A 17,040-nucleotide genomic window follows, 5' to 3' on the forward strand; every position below is an offset into this window, starting at 1 on the left:
CGGTTCCCTCTCCCCTTCTCCCGGACCCCCATCCCCTCTTCCTTCCTAAACTTTTTGTGCCGCCTTCGGCGGAGTCCGGGTAGTTTGCGGGGGGTCTGGTTTCTTATTGGGACGGTGCCTAAACACCGTAGTATCATTCCGTATTTTCTTGCGGTCAACGCCCTCGCTTGATAGCGTCGGCCTACACTTGTCAAGAGCGCCGCATATGTCAAGCATACATATATATTGGGACGAATCGCACTTCTGGGGGCTGCTGGCCGCCCGGGCCCTGACGGCCTGGTCCGTGCCCCACCGGCTGGTGCGCGGCTCAGAAATAGCCGATGGCGCGCTTGCTGGCAAGTTCGGCGAGGTCCCGGCCGCGCTGCTCGTGCCCGGCGGGCGGGCCAAGGGCAAGGCCGACCGGCTGGGCGGGCGCGGCATGGACGCGGTCCGCGACTACGTGCGCGGCGGCGGCGCCTATCTCGGCTTCTGCGGCGGGGCCGGGCTGGCCCTGTCCACCCCCTTCGGCCTGGCCCTTTCGCCCTGGACACGCAAGGGATACCGCAACCGGCTGCACCACTTTCTTTCGGGCCACGTCAACGCCAGCCTGGACACGAAAAACGACCTCGTCCCGGACGGAATGGACGAAGGGCTGCTCCCGGTCTGGTGGCCGGGCCGGTTCGATCCCGTGGACCCGGCGGTCAGCGTGCTGGCCCGCTACGGCAAGCCCGGACCGGATTTCTGGGTGGCGGACCTCAACCTGGCCACCCTGCCCAAGGGAACCATGGCCGACTGGGAAAACCTGTACGGCGTGAACCTGAGCCCGGACTTCCTGGAAGGCACGCCCGTGGTGGCGGCCAACGAATTCGGCAAGGGGCGGGTCGTCCTGAGCTACGCCCACCTGGAAACGCCCGCCTCCAACCAGGCCAACCGCTGGCTCTCGCACATCCTCGGCCGGGTGCTCGACGAGCCCGAATCCGCCGTGGCCGCGCGCGGCCCGGTCCCGGCCTGGGACGTGGCCGCCCGCCCGGTCGTCTGGGAGGACGCGGTGCTCATCCGCGCCCGCCGGATCATGGAGGAAATCATCCGCACCGGGGCCGAGCACTTCCTGCTCTTCTGGCGCAACCCGTGGCTGCTCGGCTGGCGGCGCGGCATCCCGGGCGCGGGCGTGAACACCCTGTACTCGCTCATCTGCGAGTCCCTGGCGGCCGAACCCAACGACGCCGCCCTCGCCTTCTGGGAGGAGCACCGCGACCGCTTCCGGGTGCTCATGGACCTGCTCGGCAACGGGCTGACCGGCTACCTCCTGGCCGAACGGCTGGCCATGACCGTGTTCCACTCGGATTCGGGCGCGGTCTCCAAGGAGGGCCTCCGGGAGCAGCGGCGCGCCCTGTTCGGCCTGCCTCCGGAACCGGGCGGCATCTATGCCGACCTGGCCGGGCTGCTCGAGGAACTCTACTGGCGGCTGTCACTCACCCGGAATACCTGACTAATCCCGAATTACCATTTTTTCAGTCAATTGCCATGTGGCTGACAGGTGTGATATGTGTAACAAAAGGGGTGGCTCCCGCCGGCACGGATCGGCCGGACGAACAGCCTTTTCCATTCATCATGCAAAAGCGGTGCGTCATGGCGGATGAAGAGTCTCTGAAAACGTGTCCCGAAGCGGTTTTCCGCTTTTCCATGTCCGAAGACGGCATGAAACTGGGCGTCAACCGGTACTTTCCCCCCAACGGAGGAAAGGGACCGAGCGTTGCCCTGCTCAAGGCCCAGGTGGCGGCCTGCGGGGTGCGGCTGCCCGTGGACGAGGACGCGGCCAAGCGCATCGTGGAGGCGGTCACCACCGGGGCCGAGTTCCGGGGCATCACCCTGGTCCGGGGCATCCCGCCCCGGGAGCCGAGAGAGGCCACCTTGGCGCCCCTGGGGGACCTGGAATTTCCCGTATTTCCGGGGGACCGCTTCCTGCGCTTCCGACCGGCGGCCAAGGCGGCCGACGGAGAATCCATCGACGGGCGGCCCGTGCCGCCCAGCACCACCTTCACGCCCAAGCCGGTCAAGGTCGAGTTGGGCGAGAACGTGGCCTGGGACTCGTCCGAAGAGGCTTACTATTCCCAGGTCTGGGGCCTGGCCCGCATCCGCGACGACGTGGTCTCCGTGGACCCGGTGGCCCGCATCACCCCGGACGAGGTCGAGGTCGTGGGGACCCTTTTCCACAAGGATTTCCGGGGCAAGCCCATCACCCCCGAGCGCATCGAAAAGGAGCTGCGCGACATGGGCGTACTCATCCCCGTGGACCTGCAGGGACTGGCCGCCAAACTGAGGCAGGCGGCGGACATGAACATGTCCCTGCCCAACCAGGTCCTGGTCAAGGGCACGCACCCGGTGCCGGGCCGCGACGGCTGGCTGGAATCGCTGGTAGCCACCCGCGAGGAGACCGGCACCGAGGACGCCGCGGGCCGCCTCGACTTCCGCGACCGGGGCGTCTACCCCATGGTCAACACCGGACAGATCATCGGCAGGCTGCACCCGCCCACCCCGGGCGAGGGCGGCATCGACATCCACGGCAAGACCATCCCGCCCCACGCGGGCAGGGAGCTCAAGATCACGCTGGGCGAGAACGTCCTGCTGCAGACCGACGGGGTGACCTATTCCTCCAAGGCCCAAGGCGTGGCGGTCATGGAGCGGAACACCCTGTCCGTGACCCAGTGCCTGGTGATCCAGGGCAACGTGGACCTCAACTCGGGCAACGTGAAGGTCGAGCACGGCTCGGTCAAGGTCCTGGGGTCGATCCAGGCCGGATTCTCGGTCTCGGCCCCGACGCACATCCTGGTGGAGGGTTCCATCGAGAGCGCCGCCGTGTACGCGGGCGGCCTGGTGGAGGTCAAGGGCGGCATCCTCATGCCCGACGGCGGCGAGATCCTCAGCGACGGCCGGGTCATCGCCAACTACGCCGTGGGCGCGCGCATCCGGGCCAAGCACGACGTGGTCATCGCCAACGAGATCCAGAATTCGGTCATCCGCACGGGCGGCAGGCTCATCGCCCTGTCCGGCAAGGGCACGGTCCAGGGCGGGGTCATCCTGGCCCGCCGGGGCATCGAGGTCAACGAGCTCGGCTCCGAGCTGGGCGTGGCCACGACCGTGGGCATCATCGTCGAGGAGGCCGAGGACGAAAAGCTGCGCGAGGAACGCGGCCGGGTGGTCCAGGCCATCAAGAAGATCGAGGCCACCCTGGGCACCGAGCCGCCCGAGGTTCTCCTGGCGCGCACCCCGGAGGCCAAGCGGCCGGCCCTGTTCGAGGTCGTCAAGCACCGCGAGGCGCTCATCCAGCGGCGCGAAGCCCTGAGCGCCAAGATTCACCGGCTGCTGCTGCGCCACCAGGAGGAGATGCAGGGCGTGACCATCCAGGTAAAGAAATTCGTCCACCCCGGGACCATGATCACCTTTGGCAAGACCCGGAAAAAGGTCGAGAAACGGCTCGAGGCCTCGACCTTCTACTGGGACCCGGAAAAGCGTGACGTGCTCTGCCGCTAGTTGTCCGGCCCGTACTCCACCCGGACCAGGGTCAGCCCCTGGGGCGGCACCGTTGCCGGGGCCAGGGTGCGGTCGCCCGATTCCAGGATGGCCCGGACCTCGTCCACGCCGAGCTTCCCCCTGCCGCAGGCCACCAGGCAGCCCACCAGATTGCGGATCATCTGCTTGAGAAACCCATCGGCCGTGAACCGCCAGACCGATTCGTGCGCGGTCGCGCCGACATGCCGCGAGATGTCGGTGACGGTCCGCACCGTGGACCCCACGTCCGTGCCCACGTTCTGAAAGGCCGCGAAGTCGTGCTCTCCCGTGAGCGCTTTGGCGGCGGCCTCCATGCGCGCGAAGTCCACGGGCCCGCAGTCCCAGACGAAACGGCGGCGCTGGGGCAGACAGAATTCCCGCTCGTGCCACAGGCAGTATTCGTAGGTCTTGGACACGGCCCCGTACCGGGCGTGGAAGTCGCCGGGAGCCGGAGCCGCGTCGAGCACGCGCACGTCGCGCGGCAGGATGGCGTTCAGGCTGCGTCGCCACGGAAACCCGGGCCGGCCGTCCGGGACATCGAAGTGGACCGTCTGGCCCAGGGCGTGGACCCCGGAGTCGGTCCGCCCGGAACCGTGCACGCGGACCTCGCGCCCGAGGATGGTATGGAGCGCCCGCTCCAGTTCGCCCTGCACGGTGCGGTCGGCGGGCTGCACCTGCCAGCCGCAGAACTCGGTCCCCTCGTAGGCCACAACCATTCGGATACGTGTCATGGGCCTGCTATACGTGAAGGCGGTACGCAGTTCAACGAAAGGAAAGCGCCCCCACGCGCCGAAGGCGCACAAGAGGGATGCAAGGGTGCGAACCCTATCGCTGCTGTCGCCATCTCTAAGGCTCGAAGACTCGCCAGGAGCTGCCGCTGCCCGCCGGAGGCGAAGTCATCCAATACCGCCGCGAAGCGGCTTCCATCCTTGATTAAAAAAAAGGCGGGCGGCCCGAAGACCGCCCGCCCGTTGGGTTCGTTGTCGCGCCCGCCTAGTTGGCGAAGGGAATCTGGAGCTTGGTCAGTTCCTCGGAGAGCTTGGCCGCCTTCTTGGATTCCACGAAGGACAGGATTTCGCCCGCCTGCCTGCCGCGCATGCCGGACAGGACCTTGACGGCCAGGACGTCGTCCATGGACTGCAGGATTTCGGCGGCCTTCTTGGCCTTGGTGTTGGAGAGCATGTCGACCAGCTGCTTGACGCGCTGATCCTTGATCTGTTTGGCCTCGTCGAGCATGGACTGGATCTCGTCGTGAAGTTTCTGGACCTTGACGGCCTCGGCCTTGATGGACGCCTCCATCTCCTTGAGGGTCCGCTCCTTGATGGCCAGCTCCTCCTCTTTCTTCTTCAGGGCCTTCCACTCGGCGGGCATGTCCGCCTCGGTGCGCTTCTGCGCCGCGGCCTGATCCTTGGCCGCTTCGGCCTGGGCCGCGCGGTTGGCCTCGGAATTGGCCTTGTCCGCGATGGGCGTGGTGGACGCGGCGGGCGCGGCACGGGTCTGGGCCTCGGCGGTTTCGCCGGAGAGCACGTCGGGCAGCACGGTCTCGACCGCCTTGAGCGTCAGGGAATCGACGCTCAACAGGCCGAACACGGCCAGCTTCAACAGGGCCAGGAAAACGAGGCTGAGGAGAACCTTAGTGATCGTGAGGCTCGAACCGGATCGTTGACATTTCGTCGTTTTCCTTTTCTTCGCGGGCGTTTTCTTGGTCATGGTGCCTCTTGGCTTGCGTTTGCTTGAGCTTCTCCAGGAGCTTCTTGTCCTTGGATCGTTCCACGGCTTCCGTGCGGGATCTTTGCAATTTGAGTTCCAACCCGTTCAGCTCCACCCTGGCGACGGAGATGTCCTGGGACAGGGCGTCCTTGTATTGCCGCCACAGCCACATGTCGTTGGCCGACGTACGCGACTCGGCCTCATGGGCCAGATGATCGGCCAGCCGGGCCTCGAGCCCGGCCAGCTTCTCGGCCTGGGCGTCGCGGGCGGCCTGGGCCCGGGCCAGGGCGCCCTTGGCCTGCTCCTCCAGCTGCTCGCGGTAATCGAGCACCTTGTCGAGCTTGAAATGAAACGGTTTGGGCATGGCGTGCGGTTGTCCTGACGGCGGTTTGACGCGGCGCGGCCTAGCCCTCGGCCCCGGCGGGCCTGCCCGCCATGCCGCAGTAGCCGGTGCCCTTTTCCCGGTCCACCCAGCGCCACATCATGCACTGGGCCACCTGGCACATCTTCATCTTGTCGTCGTGGGTCATGAGCAGGGGACAGAACAGGAATTTCGCGTCATCCACATGAACAAGCATAGGGCCACTCCTTGCGCAAGAATGAAAAACGGCGCGCCGAATCACCGGCGCGCCGTCAACATAGCGTGTATCCGGACCGCTGGCTAGCTGCCGGGCACGGCCTCGCGCCCGGCCACTTCCTCGGTCCGGGCGGCCACGGGGCCGGGCGCGGTCCCGGCCTGCGGGGCCTGGGCCACGGGTTGCGGAGTCTCGTCGCCCAGGGTGACCAGGGTCTCCATGCCGAGCATGGACTTGAGCTTTTCGAGCGCCAGCACCGAGCGGCGGGCCTTGTCGTCCAGGACCTCGGCGTATCCGCCGTCGCGGATGACCTTGGCGTAGTCGCTGTCCTGGAGCTTGGGATCGTCCTTGAAGCGGGCCTCGAAGTTGCGGGCGTACTCCTGGATCAGCCCGTCCACGCGGCCTTCGGGCATGCCCAGAATGCTTTTGAGGCCCTCGGCCAGGTACTCGGGAGTCAGATCCGGAGACTCGACCACCTTGGAGAAGCTGCGCACGTAGCGCAGGGTGCCGTCATAGATGTGCGAGCGCTGGACCACGTTCATGCCCGCCCAACCGGCCTTGAGCCACTTGAACAGGAAGACCGTGGAGCGCGGCGCGGCCGCGTCCTGCTCCACGAACACCTGGACCGAACCCGAGGCGTAGGTGAAGGTGTCCATCCAGCCGATCATGCCCCGGTTGAGGCCCTCCTGGCCGGAGTAGAAGTAATCCCAGCGGGTGTCGTCCAGGATGGCTCCCTTGCGCCCCACGTCGGACTTGCCGTCCTGCTGGGACACGGAGATGAGCACGTTTTTGCCCTGGAACTTGACCAGGATCATCAGCCGGTTCAGGTCATAGCCGTAGTAGGCCTCGGCAAAGGAGTCGGGCGTGGTCATCTCGTATTCCCGGCCGCGAACCACCACGGGGGCGTCCTCGGTCAGGCCGGGCAGCTCCTCCCACATCCCTCTTGACCGGGACAGGAACTCGCTGCCCTTGTGCCAGCCGGACATGCGCAGGACCGCCGGACAGAGCAGGTAGTTGGGGATGTCCGGGTTGTAGAAGAACTTGAGGATGCGCGTCAGGTCCGTGGACACGTCGCGGCGCAGGCAGATGCCCCGGCCGCCGAACCGCTTGGCCGGTTCGATGTCCTTGGGGTCCGCGTCCACGTTGACCACGAAGTCGAGCATGGGCCGGATGTCGGCCACGGAGAGCTGTTCGGAGGGGTCCTCGAGCACGCCGAAAAGATGGGATATGCCCTTTTCCACGTCACCGGCCAGCGGCTCGGGCTTGGGGGAAAGGTTCACTTCCATGAGCCCCTCGGGCTCGTCCTCGGCCAGGGCGGGCATTGCGGTCAGGCACAGCGCGAACAGCGCCAACACAAGAACCCACCGTCCCCGAATACGGGGCTGTTTTTTATTTTCCATAGGCTTTACAGATAGTTATTATTCGTTTGTACCCGCCGGACAGCGAGCCATTTCATGCATCCCTTCAATGCTTTTATGTAGTAACCTTCCCCAGGTTTGGCAAGCCGGATCGACCGATTCCCGACCGGCCGGATCAATCCGCCGAATTGGTTGGTTTTTTCTTGAAGCCCAGCAGTTCCACGCGGGTCACGGCCTTGCCGCCGAACTTGCGCCGGACCGCGTCCACGGCCTTGTCCAGCTCGCTGGTGGCCTCCTTGCCGGCCGGCCCCTCCTCGAACAGGGTCACCTGCCGGGCCCGGGCCTCGAAATTGGACACCCCCACCCCGATGAGCCGCACCGAGCGGGGCAGCTTCACCTGGTCGAGCAGGGCGCAGGCGGTCTCGTAGATGACCCCGGTGTTATCCGTGCGCCCGTCCAGGCTCTTCGACCGGGTGATCTGGCTGAAATCCGAATACTTGATCTTCAGGGTCACGGTCCGCCCCTTGTACCCGTGGCGGCGCAGGTCCTCGCCCACCCGCTCGGACTGGGCCAGGAGCCACTTCCTGAGCAGGGCCCTGTCCGTGGTGTCCTCGCTGAAGGTGTTCTCCGCGCTGCAGCTCTTGGCCGCCTCATGGGGCGTGACCGGCGTGGGGTCGATGCCGCGCGCCCGGTCAAAGAGCGCCGAGCCGTACTTGCCCAGCCGGTCCTCCCAGTACTCGCCGGGCTTGAGCAAAATATCCCCGCAGGTGCGCACGCCGAGGCGTTTGAGCACGTCCAGGAGCTTGGCCCCCACCCCCGGGATCCTGCCCACGGGCAATGTCCGCAGGAACTCGCCGACCTCCTCGTGGCGGACGATGAACATGCCGTCCGGCTTGTCCATGTCCGAGGCGATCTTGGCCAGAAAACGCACCGGGGCCGCGCCCACCGAACAGGTCAGCCCGGTGACCTCCTTCATACGCTCTTTGATCCGCCGCCCGACCTCGTCGATGGGCCCGAACAACCGCTCCAGGCCGGTCCCGTCCAGGTACGCCTCGTCCACGCTGGCCTGCTCCACCGTGGGCGAAAACTCCCGCAGCACGTCCATGGCCAGGTGCGAAATCTCCTTGTACCGCCCCATGCGGCCCGGGACCATGATGATCTCCGGGCACAGCTTGCGCGCCTTGACCACGGACATGGCCGAGCGCACCCCGTATTTGCGCACCTCGTAGCTGGCCGCCGAAACCACGCTGCGGTCCGACGTCCCGCCCACGGCCACCGGCTTGCCCTTCAACTCCGGGTTGTCCATCTGCTCCACGGACGCGAAAAACGCGTCCATGTCGATATGTAGAATCCAGGTGCGCATCCCCATAATTTTACCCTGTCCCGCCCAGCCCCGCAAGGGGATGCCTCCGGCGTCCAGAGGGGAAACTTTTGGAAAAGTTTCCCCTCTGGACTCCCCTTCAAAACTTTTTATCGCCGCTTCGCGGGGAGGTAGCGCCACAATATGGGTATTTGTCCCACCGCGCTCCACATGCCGTCATTCTTCTCCCAAAATGGAGCGAATCGGGTGCGCAGCACCCGACAGCGGCTCAGTCCCTCGTGCTTGGAATAGGCTTTGATTCGCCCCGTCCTGGGGCTCACCCCTTCGGGGCGTTGCGGAAGGACCGCAACATCCAAATCCGCTGTCCTGCGGATTTGTCGAGAGTGGGTCAGCTGTGCATTTTTCGAGGGACCGCCTGACTGCGGCGTACCCCAGTACGTGAGGATCAGGCGGTCCCTCGAGAGATGTGCAGATGGCCCGCTCTCGGAAGCCGCCTATCGCGCTAGTTCTTCTGGCACGCAGTAACGAAGGCCTTCGCTATATCCGGATTGGAACCAAAATGAAGGTGTACGTACGACCCCAAAGTATTCCAGGTAACAAAGCCTTCCGGCACTTCAAGAGGGCCCTTGCGACCTGCCAGATCATAAACCGGATGCAGGTTTTCAGGGGGAGGGGTCTGGATGGAGGAGTAGTGGAACTCGTGTCCGCGCGCGAAGGTCCCCGTCGGGCCGAGCATGGTGGCCTCGCGGACCGTGACCTCGCGGTAGCCCAGGGCGCGGAACTTCTCGCCCATCTCGGCGCGCACCGGGTAGACCCCGGCCATGGCGTAGCGGCCCCGGCCGGTGACGATATCGTTCATGAGCAGCATGAACCCGCCGCATTCGGCGTAGACCGGGCGGCCGGACTCGCAGAACTCCTTGATCTCGCGGCGCATGCGCGTGTTCTGGCCGAGTTCGAAGGCGTACAGTTCGGGATAGCCCCCGCCGAGGTACAGCCCGTCCAGGTGCTCGGGCAGGCGGGTGTCGTTCAGGGGGGAGAATTCGACGAGACGCGCGCCCGCCTCGCGCAGCAGGCGGAGATTCTCCTCGTAGTAGAAGCAGAACGCGTTGTCGCGAGCCAGGCCGATGGTCACCTTGGGCAGTTGGGGCACGGGCTCGAACGGGGCCACGGCCTCCACCTCGGGCACGAAGTGCAGCAGCGCGTCCGGGTCGAGCCCGCTCTCCACCCAGTCGGCCAGCCGCTGATAGCGGTCCAGGTCCGGGCCGTCCTGATCCGGGGTGACCAGGCCGAGGTGGCGCGAAGGGGTGCTGATGTCCTCGTCGCGGCCGAGGCAGCCGAGCACGGGCACGTCGGGCACCAGGGTCATGGCCTCGCGCAGCAGTTCGGCGTGGGACGGACTGCCCACGCGGTTGAAGATCACCCCGGCGAGGGTCACCTCGGGGTCGAAATCCGCGTACCCGGCCACCAATGCGGCGGCGGACCGGGCCATGGACCGCGCGTCCACCACCAGGATGACGGGCAGGCCGAGGATCTTGGCCATCTGGGCCGTGGACCCGGCGTCGCCCGTGCCGGAGATGCCGTCGAACAGCCCCATGACCCCTTCGATCACGGCCACGTCGCTGTCCGCCGCGTAACGGTTGAAGATGTCCTCGTTGGTGGACTCGCCGAGCATCCAGCCGTCCAGGTTGTGGCTGGGCACCGGGCGGCCGTCCCGGGCGCAGGCCAGGGCGTGATGTCCGGGGTCGATGAAGTCCGGCCCGCACTTGAACGGCTGGACCTTCAGCCCCCGGCGGGCCAGGGAGGCCATCAGCCCCAGGGAGATGGAGGTCTTGCCGCACCCGCTGTGCGTTCCGGCGATGACGAATGCCCTGACCGCGCCCATGTCCGCTCCCGGCCTAGACCAGGCCCTTCTTGGTCAGATGGTTCATCATCTTGCGCCCTTCCTCGTGCTTGGGGGCCAGCTCCAGGCACTTGGCCAGGGCCTCGGCGCAGGCGGCCCAGTCCTGGCGCTCGAACTGGGCGCGGGCCAGGTTGTACCACAGGTTCTCGTCGTTGTTCGACAGGTCCAGGGCGCGGCGGTAGTAGTCCACGGCCTGGCCGAAGAGCTTCTTCTTGCGCAGGGCGATGCCGTACTCGTTGAACAGGTGCTTGTGGTCGTCGGAAAAGGCGGTATCCAGGCCGAGGATGCGGTCGAAAACCTTCTTGGCCTTTTCCTCCTCGTCCCGGGCCAGAAGGCACAGGCCGATGCCGAAGTTGGCGCGCACGTTCTGCTCGTCCAGGTTCAGGGCGTTGGCGTATTCGTACTCGGCCGTGAAATTCTCGCCGCGCTTGCGGAACTTGTCGCCGCGGGCCACGGACTTCTGAACCGAACGCAGGTTGCCGATCACCTCCTTGAAAAGCTGGGGCATGGGCAGGTAGTCGGACAGCAGTTCGTCCTTGGTGATCAGCTCCACCGGCCCGAAGGGCACGTTCTTGCTGTTCAGTCCCTGAAGTTCGATTTTTTCGCCGTCCACTTCCCTGGCATAGTACATGGCCGTCTGCTCGACGCGGCGCGTCGTGGTGCCCGTGCCGATCTTGGCCTTGCGTTCTATGGAAAAGACGCCTTCGATCAATCCTTGTTCACTCATCATTGTCTCGTTGTGGTCCGCTCGTTCTCGTCCGGTGTCTGGGGTTGGTTGAAATGGTCGGCCGCGTGCATCGTCTGACGATACACCGGATCAGTCCCGATAGGAAGCGTTCTACCCGGCCGGGGGCTCCGGGGCCGGGGCCGCGCGCAGGACCAGGTATCCCGCGATGCCCGCGATCAGGGACGCGCCGAGCACGGCGGTCTTGGCCCCGGCGAGCAACCCCGGGGCGTGGCCGAAGGCCAGGGTGGCGATGAACAGGGACATGGTGAAGCCGATGCCGCCGAGCAGTCCGGCCCCGATGAAGTGCCTGAGTGTCACGCCGCGCGGGTAGCCTTCGGAAAAGTGGATGATGAACAGGACCATGAGCACGATGCCCAGAGGCTTGCCCAGGACCAGGCCGAGCGCCGTACCCAGGGCCGCCGGTACGGCCGGGGCCGGGATGCCGCCGCTTAAGCTCACGCCCGCGTTGGCCAGGGCGAAGACCGGCATGACCACGTAGTCCACCAGGGGATGCAGTCCGTGTTCGAGGCGTTGCAGCGGGGTCTGGGCGCGGGTGGTGATGCGCTGCATGGACAGAAGGGCCGAGTGCATGTCCTGGTTGGTCAGGACCGATTCGTCCGGCCCGGCCGCCTCGCGGTAGTCGTCGATCAGCCGGGCGGCGTTGACTGAGTAGGCCCCGGCCTCGCACCGGGTGCGGGCCGGGATGGCGAAGGCCATGAGCACGCCGGCAACCGTGGAGTGGACCCCGGACTTGAGCACGAAGAACCACAGCAGGCAGCCGACCAGGGCGTAGAAGACCGGGGTGCGCACGCCCATGCGGTTGGCGACGAAGGCCAGGACCAGACAGAGCGCGCCCAGGCCGAGCATGATCAGCGAGATGTCCGCCGTGTAGAACAGGGCGATGACCAAAATGGAGCCGATGTCGTCGACAATGGCCACGGCGGTCAGGAATATCTTGATCTGGTAGGGCACGCGGTCGCCGAGCAGGGCCAGGATGCCCAGGGCGAAGGCGATGTCCGTGGCCATGGGGATGCCCCAGCCAGCCATGGACGGCTCGCCCTGGTTGACCAGGGCGAAGAGGGACGCCGGCACGACCATGCCGCCGATGGCCGCGGCGAGGGGCAGCACGGCGTGGCTGCGGGTGGACAGCTCGCCGACCAGGAATTCGCGTTTGATCTCCAGGCCGACCACGAAGAAGAACAGGGCCATGAGCCCGTCGTTGACCCACAGGATGACCGGCTTGGACAGGGCGGCCCCGCCGAAGCCCACGGTGAACTCGGTGCCCCACAGGGCGTCGTAGGAATCGGCCCACGGGGAGTTGGCCCAGACGAGCGCGGCCAGGGCCCCGGCGATGAGCAGGATGCCGCTGGTGGATTTGGACCGGAAGAACTCCTGGAACGGCATGAGCACCTGTTCGATGGGTTCCACTCCGCAGCTTATGAACCGGCGTATGGCCATATGGCGTCTCCCCGTTTGTGCGTGCGTCAACCGCGCCGCTGTCCCTCCAGGAGGTGGTCCACCTCGGACACGGTCAGCGGCTTGTAGAAGAAATACCCCTGCACGAACCGGCACCCCTCCCGTTCCAGGAAGCCGAGTTGGCCCGAGGTCTCCACGCCCTCGGCCACGATCTTGAGCCCCATGGACTCACCCAGGGAAAATACCGTGCGCACGATGGCCTGGCTGTCCGGGTCCTCGTCCACGGCGATGATGAAAGAGCGGTCCACCTTGACCACGTCGATGGGGAAGCGCTGGAGGTAGGACAGCGACGAGTAGCCCGTGCCGAAGTCGTCGATGCAGATGCGGATGCCGAGGTCCTTGAGCTGTTGCAGGATATCCTCGGCCACGGACGGGTTGTCCATGAGCGCGGACTCGGTGATCTCTATGTTCAGGGAGTCGGCGGACAGTCCCGAGTCCTCCAGGGCGCGGGATATCTGCCCGGCCAGCATGGACTGGCCGAAATGCTTGCCCGAGATGTTGATGTTCACGGTCAGTTCGCTGCCCTTTGTCACCCCGGCCAGGGTCTGCCAGCGCCGGACCTGGGCGCAGGCCTCTTCCAGGACGAGGTTGTCGATGGCGTAGATCAGGCCGGTGTCCTCGGCCAGGGAGATGAAATCGCTGGGCCCGATGATGCCGTGCTCCGGGTGACGCCAGCGGACCAGGGCCTCGAACCCGCAGACCTGCCGGGTGTCCAGCTCGACGATGGGCTGATAGACCACCTCGAACTCGCGCAGGTCCACGGCCCGGCGCAGGTCGGTCTCCAGCTCCATGAGCTGCAGGGCCTGGTCATGCATCTTGCGGTTGAAGACCTTGAAGCGCGACTTGCCCAGTTCCTTGGCCCGGTACATGGCCGTGTCCGCGTCGCGCAGCAGCGCCTCGGGCCGGTCGTAACCGTCGGTCTTGAGCACGATGCCCAGGGAGGCCGAGGTGAAGACCTCGTTGCCGCCTATGGTGAACGGCTGGCGCACGCCTTCGAGGATGCGCCGGGCGATGGCGATGGCGTCCTTGGGCGCGGATATCTCTTCCTGTAAAATGGCGAATTCGTCGCCCCCGAACCGGGCGATGGTGTCCACGGACCGGCCGCACTGCTCGAGCACCCGCGCCACCCCGCGCAGCAGCTCGTCGCCCGCGTCGTGGCCGAGTGAATCGTTGACCACCTTGAAGCGGTCCAGGTCCATGTACAGGACCGCGAACATGTGCTTGCGCCGCCTGGAGCGCTCCATGGCCATGCGCAGGTGGTCCAGGAACAGGGCGCGGTTGGGCAGGCCGGTGAGCGGATCGTGGAAGGCCTGGCGCTTGAGCTGGTCCTCGGCCTTCTTGCGCATGGTGATGTCCTCGATGGACCCTTCGAAGCAGACGATGTTGCCCTGGGCGTCCACGATCTTGCGCGCGTTCTCCGCGACCCAGATGATCCGGCCGTCGCGCTTGCGCACCTTGGACACGAAATTCTTGACCTCGTTGCGTTCATCGATGAGGCGCAGGAACTCCTTGCGCCGGTCCGGGTCCACGTACATCTGGGTGCCGATGTCGTAGATGGAGCTCATCAGGTCCTCGGGCGACTTGTAGCCGAGGATGCGCGCCAGCGCGGGGTTGGTGTCCTGGAACCGGCCCGAGTAGGAGGACTGGTAGATGCCCTCCACCGCGTTCTCGAAAATGGTCCTGTACTTCTTCTCGGCCTTGCGCAGGGCGTCGCCGATGACCTTGCGCTCGGCTATTTCGATCTTGAGCTGAGTGTTGGTGCGCATCAGCTCGCTGGTGCGCTCCTCGACCTTCTGCTTGAGGGCGTCGCGGGCCTCCTGCAGCTCGCGGGTCTTCTGCTTGACCCGGTCCTCCAGGCTGCCGACCAGCTCGGATATCTGTCCGGTCATGGCCTCCATGGCCTTGGCCAGCTGGCCGACCTCGTCGTTGGAGTTGATCTCGGGCACCTTGCCGAAGTCCTTGACCGCCACGCGGCCCGCGTACTCGGTCAGCTGGCGCAGGGGCTTGGAGATGTTGACCACGAACAGGAAGACGAGCAGGAGGCTGGCACCGAACAGGATGAGCATGACCACCTGCTGTTCGACCACGGCCTCGTGGATGTTCCGGTCGATGACCGCGTAGTCCATGCCGATGTGCACGTCCCCGGCCAGGCCGGACAGGATGGGGCTCGAGACGTGCAGATACCGTTTGCCGTCCAGGATCACGTCACGCAGGATGTGCTCCTCGCGGGTCTCCACCCGGGGAGTCTCGGCCACCATGCGCAGGATCCGGTCCGGGACGAACGGCACGAAGGTGTGGGCCAGGACGTTGCCGTTCTCGTCGGCCACCAGCACGTAGGAGACCGCGCTGATCCCCAGGTACTGGTCGATGCGGGCCTGGAGCGCGCCCGCGTCCTTGCTCAGGATGGTGGAGATGTCGGACTCGGCCACGGACCGGGCCAGGGCCAGGGCCTTGGACTCGTATTCGCGGGTCATCTCGTGCCGCAACCGGTTGGAGAAGGTCACCGAGGTGACCACCGCGACCATGCCGAAGATCACGACCATGAGCAGCAGCGGCTTGATGAACAGTTTGGAGGCCTTCATTTCCGCCACCTCTCCCAGCTGTCCACGGCCCGGAACCGGCCTTCCCTGACCGTAGTCGGGTAGACGGCGTCGAGCCCCTGATGGCGGTCGGGGCCGAAATGCGCATCCACCCCGATGCCCAGGTCGAAGTCACGGATGGACTCCATGACCTCGGGGATGCGCTCACGCCGGGGATCGTCGCCCATGCGCCGGACCATCTCGCCCAGGAGCATGCCGTTCAGAAAGCCCTCGAAACTGACGAAGCTGTAGCGGCGCGGGGAATATTCCTCCCCGCCCGATGGCATGGCGCCCCCCTCGTAGTTGCCCATGATCTCGCGGTACAGGCGCACGCCGGGCAGGCCGGTCTCCTCGTAGCTCGGGACCACCTGGGACTGGATCAGGTCGGCCGTGTAGTCCCTGCCCGAGCGCTCGCTCTCACCCTTGAGTAGGTCGAGCATCTTGTCGCTGTCCGTGAAGGACAACCCGGCGATGGGCAGGCCGCATCCCGCATTGCGGGCGTCGCGGACAAAGGCCGCCTGGGCGGCGTAGGTTCCGACCACGACGATGGCGTCCACGCCCGCGGCCAGGAGATGCTGGACCTCAAAGGAAAAATCCCGCTCAAAGGCGGCCCCCCGGCGGTAGGCGGCCTCGGATGCTATGCGCAGTCCGTGGGCGGCCAGGGCGCGGCGCACGCCGTCCCAGCCGGTGCGGCCGTAGGCGTCGGATTGGTAGAAGACCCCGATGCGGCTCCGGCCCACGTCCAGCAGGCGGTTGACCAGGACCCTGGTCTCGTCGAAATAGGAGGCCCGCAGGTTGAAGACGTACCTGCCGAACGGCTCGTCGCGCAGGGGCTGCGCCCCGGTGAAGGGAAAAAGCATGTAGATGTGCCGGTCGCTGAACTTCTGCAGCAGGGGCAGGACGTGGGTGGCCGTGGGCGTACCCACGTAGCCGGCCAGGGCGAAGACGTTGTCGCGGACGATGAAGTTGACCGTGTTCTGGAAGCAGGGGCCCGGGTTGTACCCGTCGTTGGCCGGCTCGACCCGGATGGCCCATCCGCCCTCGCCCACATGGGCGTTGTAATAGTCGAGGTAGGCAGTCAGACCGCGGTAATACTCGATGCCCAGTTCGCCGTTGGCCCCGGTGAAGGCCGCGGACATGCCGAAGACCAACTCCCGCTCCCCCTGGGCCCTGGCCGGAACAAGGCCGAGCGTCAAGACGGCGAGCAGCGCAAGCAATGCGGCAACGGGCGGTATTTTCCTCATTTTATCCACGGTTGAGTCATGCCATTCCTGGGGGGAAAGTGCAACCGCCGCGCGGAGTTCTCCGGCTCGTGAACGGACGGCGCGGAGCGCTCCGCAAGGGGATGAAGGCAGGGGGAAAAGGGGTTAGACGGCGTCCACGAACTCGCAGCGCAACCCGCCGTGATCGTCCACGTGGACCAGGGCCAGGGAGCCGTTCTCGCCCAGGGAGCCGGGGTTGACCAGCCGGACCCCGTCGACCACGGACCAGTCGCGGGCGTGGGTGTGGCCGTAGCAGACCAGGTCGTAGTCCGGCCCGAAGGCCCGGGCCACGGCGCTCGGCACCTGGGAGCGCGGACCCCAGCCGTGGGTCACGCCCACGGTCAGCCCGCCCACCCGCGCGGTGAGCATGGGCTCCAGCCGCTCGGCCAGCTCCGGGTCCCAGTCGCAGTTGCCGCGCACGCACAGAAAATTGTCGTGGCGCAGGAAGTAGGACCAGGCGGCCGTGGAGGTGATGTCACCGCAGTGGATCAACGCGTCGGACGGGCCGAGCCAGCGGTCGTACACGGCGTCAAGCCAGGAGGGCGGCGTACCCATATGGGTGTCCGAAATAACGGCGATCTGCATGGAAACGGGAAGGGGTGTG

14 protein-coding genes are annotated in these 17,040 nt (G+C 66.1%); 2 read left to right on the top strand and 12 right to left on the bottom strand.

Annotated elements, in window-relative coordinates; translation table 11 throughout:
- The first annotated feature begins 205 nt into the window (after window positions 1-205).
- The gene (locus tag BerOc1_RS07065; RefSeq protein WP_071545018.1) at window positions 206-1,468 is read left to right on the top strand and encodes a BPL-N domain-containing protein; all 1,263 of its coding nucleotides are present in this window, start codon (window positions 206-208) and stop codon (window positions 1,466-1,468) included.
- A gap of 140 nt (window positions 1,469-1,608) precedes the next feature.
- Complete coding sequence (locus BerOc1_RS07070) at window positions 1,609-3,510, top strand: flagellar assembly protein A (protein ID WP_071547042.1); 1,902 nt, start codon at window positions 1,609-1,611, stop codon at window positions 3,508-3,510.
- On the opposite strand, the gene truA is transcribed toward BerOc1_RS07070, so the two are convergent.
- The 12 genes from truA to BerOc1_RS07125 all read right to left on the bottom strand — a co-directional run bounded on the left by truA (window position 3,507) and on the right by BerOc1_RS07125 (window position 17,021).
- The gene (gene truA / locus BerOc1_RS07075) at window positions 3,507-4,259 is read right to left on the bottom strand and encodes a tRNA pseudouridine(38-40) synthase TruA (protein ID WP_071545019.1); all 753 of its coding nucleotides are present in this window, start codon (window positions 4,257-4,259) and stop codon (window positions 3,507-3,509) included. The two genes, BerOc1_RS07070 and truA, sit on opposite strands and share 4 nt — an antisense overlap.
- A gap of 262 nt (window positions 4,260-4,521) precedes the next feature.
- Window positions 4,522-5,118, bottom strand: coding sequence for a MotE family protein (locus BerOc1_RS07080; protein ID WP_071547043.1), 597 nt, complete (start codon window positions 5,116-5,118; stop codon window positions 4,522-4,524).
- A 43-nt stretch (window positions 5,119-5,161) separates the two neighbouring features.
- Window positions 5,162-5,602 carry a flagellar export protein FliJ gene (gene fliJ / locus BerOc1_RS07085; protein WP_071545020.1) on the bottom strand — a complete coding sequence of 147 codons (441 nt, stop codon included), beginning with the start codon at window positions 5,600-5,602 and terminating at the stop codon, window positions 5,162-5,164.
- Between the two features lie 40 nt (window positions 5,603-5,642).
- Window positions 5,643-5,816: a hypothetical protein gene (locus BerOc1_RS19055; protein WP_165610796.1), complete on the bottom strand. Its 174-nt coding sequence runs from the start codon at window positions 5,814-5,816 to the stop codon at window positions 5,643-5,645.
- Between the two features lie 83 nt (window positions 5,817-5,899).
- Entirely contained in the window at window positions 5,900-7,168 is a 1,269-nt protein-coding gene (locus BerOc1_RS07090) for a hypothetical protein (RefSeq protein ID WP_242652903.1), read from the bottom strand.
- A 178-nt stretch (window positions 7,169-7,346) separates the two neighbouring features.
- Window positions 7,347-8,540, bottom strand: coding sequence for a DNA polymerase IV (dinB, locus tag BerOc1_RS07095; RefSeq protein WP_443197719.1), 1,194 nt, complete (start codon window positions 8,538-8,540; stop codon window positions 7,347-7,349).
- A 454-nt stretch (window positions 8,541-8,994) separates the two neighbouring features.
- Window positions 8,995-10,374, bottom strand: a complete 1,380-nt coding sequence (locus BerOc1_RS07100) for a cobyrinic acid a,c-diamide synthase CobB (protein WP_071545022.1) — start codon at window positions 10,372-10,374, stop codon at window positions 8,995-8,997.
- A 13-nt stretch (window positions 10,375-10,387) separates the two neighbouring features.
- Entirely contained in the window at window positions 10,388-11,119 is a 732-nt protein-coding gene (locus tag BerOc1_RS07105; RefSeq protein WP_242652905.1) for a tetratricopeptide repeat protein, read from the bottom strand.
- A gap of 111 nt (window positions 11,120-11,230) precedes the next feature.
- Window positions 11,231-12,577: a Na+/H+ antiporter NhaA gene (gene nhaA, locus BerOc1_RS07110; protein ID WP_071545024.1), complete on the bottom strand. Its 1,347-nt coding sequence runs from the start codon at window positions 12,575-12,577 to the stop codon at window positions 11,231-11,233.
- Between the two features lie 26 nt (window positions 12,578-12,603).
- The gene (locus tag BerOc1_RS07115) at window positions 12,604-15,177 is read right to left on the bottom strand and encodes an EAL domain-containing protein (RefSeq protein WP_071545025.1); all 2,574 of its coding nucleotides are present in this window, start codon (window positions 15,175-15,177) and stop codon (window positions 12,604-12,606) included.
- Window positions 15,174-16,418, bottom strand: a complete 1,245-nt coding sequence (locus BerOc1_RS07120; protein ID WP_071545026.1) for an ABC transporter substrate-binding protein — start codon at window positions 16,416-16,418, stop codon at window positions 15,174-15,176. The genes BerOc1_RS07115 and BerOc1_RS07120 overlap by 4 nt, the downstream gene beginning before the upstream one ends.
- Before the next feature lie 123 nt (window positions 16,419-16,541).
- Window positions 16,542-17,021, bottom strand: a complete 480-nt coding sequence (locus tag BerOc1_RS07125) for a metallophosphoesterase family protein (protein ID WP_071545027.1) — start codon at window positions 17,019-17,021, stop codon at window positions 16,542-16,544.
- Between the last annotated feature and the right edge of the window lie 19 nt (window positions 17,022-17,040).

This window comes from Pseudodesulfovibrio hydrargyri (genome assembly GCF_001874525.1).
In the GTDB taxonomy this organism is placed as follows: Bacteria; Desulfobacterota; Desulfovibrionia; order Desulfovibrionales; family Desulfovibrionaceae; genus Pseudodesulfovibrio; species Pseudodesulfovibrio hydrargyri.

Coding starts and splice junctions, on each gene's coding strand:
- BerOc1_RS07065 (WP_071545018.1), top strand. CDS start 206: ATGTCAAGCATACATATATATTGGGACGAATCGCACTTCTGGGGGCTG.
- BerOc1_RS07070 (WP_071547042.1), top strand. CDS start 1,609: ATGGCGGATGAAGAGTCTCTGAAAACGTGTCCCGAAGCGGTTTTCCGC.
- truA (WP_071545019.1), bottom strand. CDS start 4,259: ATGACACGTATCCGAATGGTTGTGGCCTACGAGGGGACCGAGTTCTGC.
- fliJ (WP_071545020.1), bottom strand. CDS start 5,602: ATGCCCAAACCGTTTCATTTCAAGCTCGACAAGGTGCTCGATTACCGC.
- BerOc1_RS19055 (WP_165610796.1), bottom strand. CDS start 5,816: ATGCTTGTTCATGTGGATGACGCGAAATTCCTGTTCTGTCCCCTGCTC.
- dinB (WP_443197719.1), bottom strand. CDS start 8,540: ATGGGGATGCGCACCTGGATTCTACATATCGACATGGACGCGTTTTTC.
- BerOc1_RS07100 (WP_071545022.1), bottom strand. CDS start 10,374: ATGGGCGCGGTCAGGGCATTCGTCATCGCCGGAACGCACAGCGGGTGC.
- BerOc1_RS07105 (WP_242652905.1), bottom strand. CDS start 11,119: ATGAGTGAACAAGGATTGATCGAAGGCGTCTTTTCCATAGAACGCAAG.
- nhaA (WP_071545024.1), bottom strand. CDS start 12,577: ATGGCCATACGCCGGTTCATAAGCTGCGGAGTGGAACCCATCGAACAG.
- BerOc1_RS07115 (WP_071545025.1), bottom strand. CDS start 15,177: ATGAAGGCCTCCAAACTGTTCATCAAGCCGCTGCTGCTCATGGTCGTG.
- BerOc1_RS07120 (WP_071545026.1), bottom strand. CDS start 16,418: ATGAGGAAAATACCGCCCGTTGCCGCATTGCTTGCGCTGCTCGCCGTC.
- BerOc1_RS07125 (WP_071545027.1), bottom strand. CDS start 17,021: ATGCAGATCGCCGTTATTTCGGACACCCATATGGGTACGCCGCCCTCC.